This window comes from Streptomyces sp. NPDC006193, assembly GCF_040613915.1.
Taxonomy (GTDB): Bacteria; Actinomycetota; Actinomycetes; order Streptomycetales; family Streptomycetaceae; genus Streptomyces.
Window position 1 is genome coordinate 135,777 of the sequence record NZ_JBEXTB010000005.1, and the last position, 4,106, is coordinate 139,882.

At 76.6% G+C, this 4,106-nt stretch carries 3 protein-coding genes; 1 reads left to right on the plus strand and 2 read right to left on the minus strand.

Annotated elements, in window-relative coordinates:
* The coding region (locus tag ABZ261_RS07710) for a hypothetical protein (protein ID WP_356856389.1) at positions 1-218 on the plus strand (218 nt) is incomplete at its 5' end.
* 87 nt (positions 219-305) lie between these two features.
* Here the strand turns inward: ABZ261_RS07710 and ABZ261_RS07715 are convergent.
* Together ABZ261_RS07715 and ABZ261_RS07720 are read right to left on the minus strand one after the other, a co-directional pair.
* Entirely contained in the window at positions 306-2,141 is a 1,836-nt protein-coding gene (locus tag ABZ261_RS07715) for a glycoside hydrolase family 3 protein (RefSeq protein ID WP_356856391.1), read from the minus strand.
* A gap of 193 nt (positions 2,142-2,334) precedes the next feature.
* Positions 2,335-3,135, minus strand: a complete 801-nt coding sequence (locus tag ABZ261_RS07720) for a sugar phosphate isomerase/epimerase family protein (protein ID WP_356856393.1) — start codon at positions 3,133-3,135, stop codon at positions 2,335-2,337.
* Positions 3,136-4,106: the final 971 nt, after the last annotated feature.

Below are 4,106 nucleotides of genomic sequence, written 5' to 3' on the forward strand. Positions count from 1 at the left end.
AGGGCACCGGCACCGAGGAGGGCACCGGCACCGAAGAGGGCACCGGCACCGAAGAGGGCACCGGCACCGAAGAGGGCACCGGCACCGAGGAAGGCACCGGCACCGAGGAAGGCACGGATGCCGGGAGCGCCACCGATGACGGCGGCTCGGACACCGGCGGTACGGACACCGGCGGCACGGACACCGGCGGCGGAGCCGACACCGCGGGGGGTGAGTGACAGCGGCGACGCCCTCCGGCCGAGCGGCGGGGTGAAGGTCCACGCGGCCTCCACCCCGCCGCTTCCGGCTGTCACCGGCACGGGCGCCTAGTACCTCAGCCCGTGCCCGACCGGGTACAGCACCCGCCCCGGATCGTCCGCGCGCTGCACCGGCACCGGCAGCCTCCCGCGCGGTGACACCCGCCCGGCGATGACCCGGGCCGCGGCGCGCACCTCGACGTCCGTCCAGCCGTAGGTCGCCAGGCAGGCCTTCACCGAGGTGAGGTGGGCGACGTCGTACGGGTTGCGGACCGCCACCGCCACCACCGGCCTGCCCGTCGCCAGCAGCCGGTCCACCAGGGTCCGCTGCGTGCTGGACGCCGTCACGTTGTACGTGCACACGACCACCGCGTCCGCGTCCCGCGCGGCCGCGACCGCCTTGCCGACGGTCGTCTCGGAGGGCGCGGTGCCGGTGGACAGGGCCGTGGCGGTGAAGCCCAGTCCGGTGAGGGCGGCGGCCAGGACCCCCGTGGGCGGGCCGGTGGTGCCCGACGGGGAGGCGGGGTCGGCGCCGACGACCAGGACCCTGCGGTGTGCGCGCCGGCGCAGCGGCAGCAGGCCGCCCTCGTTGACCAGCAGGGTCGTGGTCCGTTCGGCGATCCGGTCCGCCGCGGCCAGGTGCGCCTCGGCGCCGACCACGCGGTCGACGCCCGCGCGGGTGACGTACGGGTTGCCGAAGAGCCCCAGCCGGGCCTTCAGCCGCAGGATGCGCAGGATCGATTCGTCCAGCCGCGACTCGGTCAGCTCGCCGTCCCGCACCGCCTTCAGCACCGCGTGCCAGGCCACGTCGATCGACGGCGGGTTGAGCAGCTGGTCGACGCCGGCCCGGAGCGCGAGCACCGGTACCCGGTCGTCGCCGTACTTCGTGCGGACGCCCTCCATGCCCAGCGAGTCGGTGATCACCACACCGTCGTAACCGAGTTCGCCGCGCAGGATGCCGGTGATGATCGGGCGGGAGAGGGTGGCCGGGTCGCCGGAGTCGTCCAGGGCCGGGAACTGGATGTGCGCCGTCATGACGGAGTCGATGCCCGCCCGGATCGCGGCCCGGAACGGCACCGCGTCCAGCCGCTCCCACAGCTCCCGGCTGTGGGTGATGACCGGGAAGCCGTAGTGGCTGTCGACGGCGGTGTCCCCGTGGCCCGGGAAGTGCTTGGCGGTCGCCGCGACCCGCGACGCCTGGTAGCCCCTCACCTCGGCGGCCACCAGCGCGGCCACCGCCTCGGGGTCGGCGCCGAAGGACCGGACGCCGATGACCGGGTTGGCCGGGTCGACGTTCACATCGGCGTCGGGGGAGTAGTCCTGGTTGACGCCCAGGGCGCGCAGCTCGGCGCCGGAGATCCGGCCGAGGGTGCGGGCGTCGGAGCGGGAGCCGCCCGCGCCGACGGCCATCGCGCCGGGGAAGAGGGTGGCCGGTGCGCCGACCCGGCAGACCGCGCCGTGTTCCTGGTCGGTGGCGATGAGCATGGGCAGGCCGCGCGGCTGCCGGAGCGCGGCCCGCTGGATGCCGTTGGACAGGTCCGCGATCTGGTGGGGGTCGCGGGTGTTGTGGGCCCAGGTGAAGTAGATGATGCCGCCGACGCGGTACTTCGCGATCAGCTCGGCGGCGGTGCGGACGCCGAGCTCCTTGAGGTTGGCGTCGGCGTCGGCCTGGTCGGGGGCGGTGGCGGAGTGGCCGTAGGCCCGCATCACGAACAGCTGGCCGACCTTCTCCTCCAGCGTCATCCGGGAGATCAGGGCGCGCAGCCCGCGGTCGCCGGGTGCGGCCGCGTGTGCGGCGGTCGTCGGTACGGACAGCGCGGCGGTGAGGCCCGCGGTGGCGGCGAGGACGGCGCGTCTGGACGGCCGTGCGGTGTTTCCCGTGCTTCCCGTGCTGGTGTCGTGCACGTGCGCTCCTTCCGGAGGAGAACCGCTGAAGGAAACTTCCGAGAGGTCACCAATATCCGGGAAGTTTCTTTCCGTCAAGGGAATGCACAGTAACCAGGAAGGGGCCGCGACCGGCGCATTCGCGGGCGCGTCCAGCCCTAGGACGCGCCCGGTTGGGGAACGGGCGGGGTACGACGGGGCTGCCGCGGCGGGTCTACGCCGCCTCGCCCAGCAGCCGTGCCAGGTGCTCGCGGCCCGCGCCCAGCAGCTCGGGGAGCGGGGCGGCGCCCTCGTGCCAGCGCTTCTCGTACTCCCAGCACAGCCAGCCGTCCCAGCCCTGCCGGGACAGGACGTCGATGCACTCGGTGAGCGGCAGCACCCCCGCGCCGAGCGGCAGCGGGGAGGTGTCCTCGACCGAGAGGATGTCCTTGACCTGCACATATCCGAGGTGGGGCGCGAGCGCCGCGTAGGTGTCCGACGGCTGCTCGCCGCCCAGCCAGGTGTGCATCACGTCCCACAGCGCCCCCACCTGCCGGTGGCCGACCGGGCCGAGGACCCGGATCACGTCGGCGCCGGTGGGATGGGAGTCGTGCGTCTCCAGCAGGATGCGGACGCCGAGCGCGGAGGCATCCTCGGCCGCGGTGCCGAGCCGCCGGGCGGCGATCGCGTCGGACTCCTCGCGGGGCAGGTCCGGGTCGGCGCCGGGCAGGACGCGGACGAAGGGGGCGCCCAGATCGTGGGCCAGCCGCAGCAGATCCCGCAGCTCCGCCAGCACGGGCGCGTCCTCCCCGGGGGCGGCGACGCGCACGTACCCGGCGACGCCCAGCACCTCCACCCCGGCGCTCCGGAACAGCGCCGCCGTCTCGGCGCGTTCGGCGGGGCCGAGGCCCGGGTGCACCGGTTCCTCGGGGTGGGCGCGCAGCTCCACGCCGTGGTAACCGTGCGCGGTCGCGAGGGACAGGACCTCCCGCAGGGGCAGGCCGGGGACACCGAGAGTGGAGAACGCCAGCTTCATGGAAACGGAACGTACCCCTCGCCCGCCGGTGCCATGCGCCTGCGCCCACCGGCCGGGGCCGACCGGGTCGCCGCCGGCGTACGCCGGGCGCGCCCTGCCCCTGCCGCGGCTCCCGGGCGGCGCGTCCGCGCGGGCTCGCCCTGCGCAGGCCGCGGTTCGTCCACCTGGCTCCCGGCCCCGCCGGCCTCCGGCCACCGGTCCGGCCCGCCCGGGCCGCTGCGGGACCCCGGCCCGCCGGGCGCAGCGGCGTGTTCGCGGGGGCTCGCCCTGCGCAGGGCGCGGTTCGTCCAACTGGCTCCCGGCCCCGCCGGCCTCCGGCCACCGGTCCGGCCCGACCGGGCCGCTGCGGGACCCCGGCCCGCCGGGCGCTGGACGCCGGTCGCGGCCCGGCCTCCGCTGGGCCGCCGCGGCGCTGCGGCCCACGGTGACCGACGACAGCGGTCCCCGGCCGCCGTTCACGCCGACCGGGTCGCTCGGCGTTCGGCGGTGGCCCTGCCCGCCGGGCGGTGGACGCCGAGGTCGCGCGGTCCTGCCGTCGGCGCGGTGGCCTGCCCGTCCCGCACGGGCCGCAGCGCGTTCACCCTGGGCGCCCGTTCGCAGTGCCCCACGCGGTCCCCGGAAGCCCCGCCGAGCGCGGCGGCCGGTCGCTGCCGTTCAACGGCGGCGGGCCTGGCCTGCCGGGCGGTGGACGCCGCGGTCGCTGTCCCAGGCGTCCCGCGCGGGCCGCAGCGCGTTCACCTGCGCCCCGGTCTGCACGGTGACCGACGACAGCGGTCCCCGGCCCCGCCGGCCCCGGTCCACTGCCCGCCCCACCGGTCCTGGTCCCCGCTCCGCCGCCTCGGCCGCCTGTGCCACCCGTCCTGGTCCCCGGTCCCCGCCGCCTCGGCCGCCTGTGCCACCCGTCCTGGTCCCCGGTCCCCGCCGCCTCGGCCGCCTGTGCCACCCGTCCTGGTCCCCGGTCCCCGCCGCCC

What these genes read in the sequence shown, in the direction of transcription:
- ABZ261_RS07720 (WP_356856393.1), bottom strand. Translation starts at nt 3,135, where the DNA reads ATGAAGCTGGCGTTCTCCACTCTCGGTGTCCCCGGCCTGCCCCTGCGG.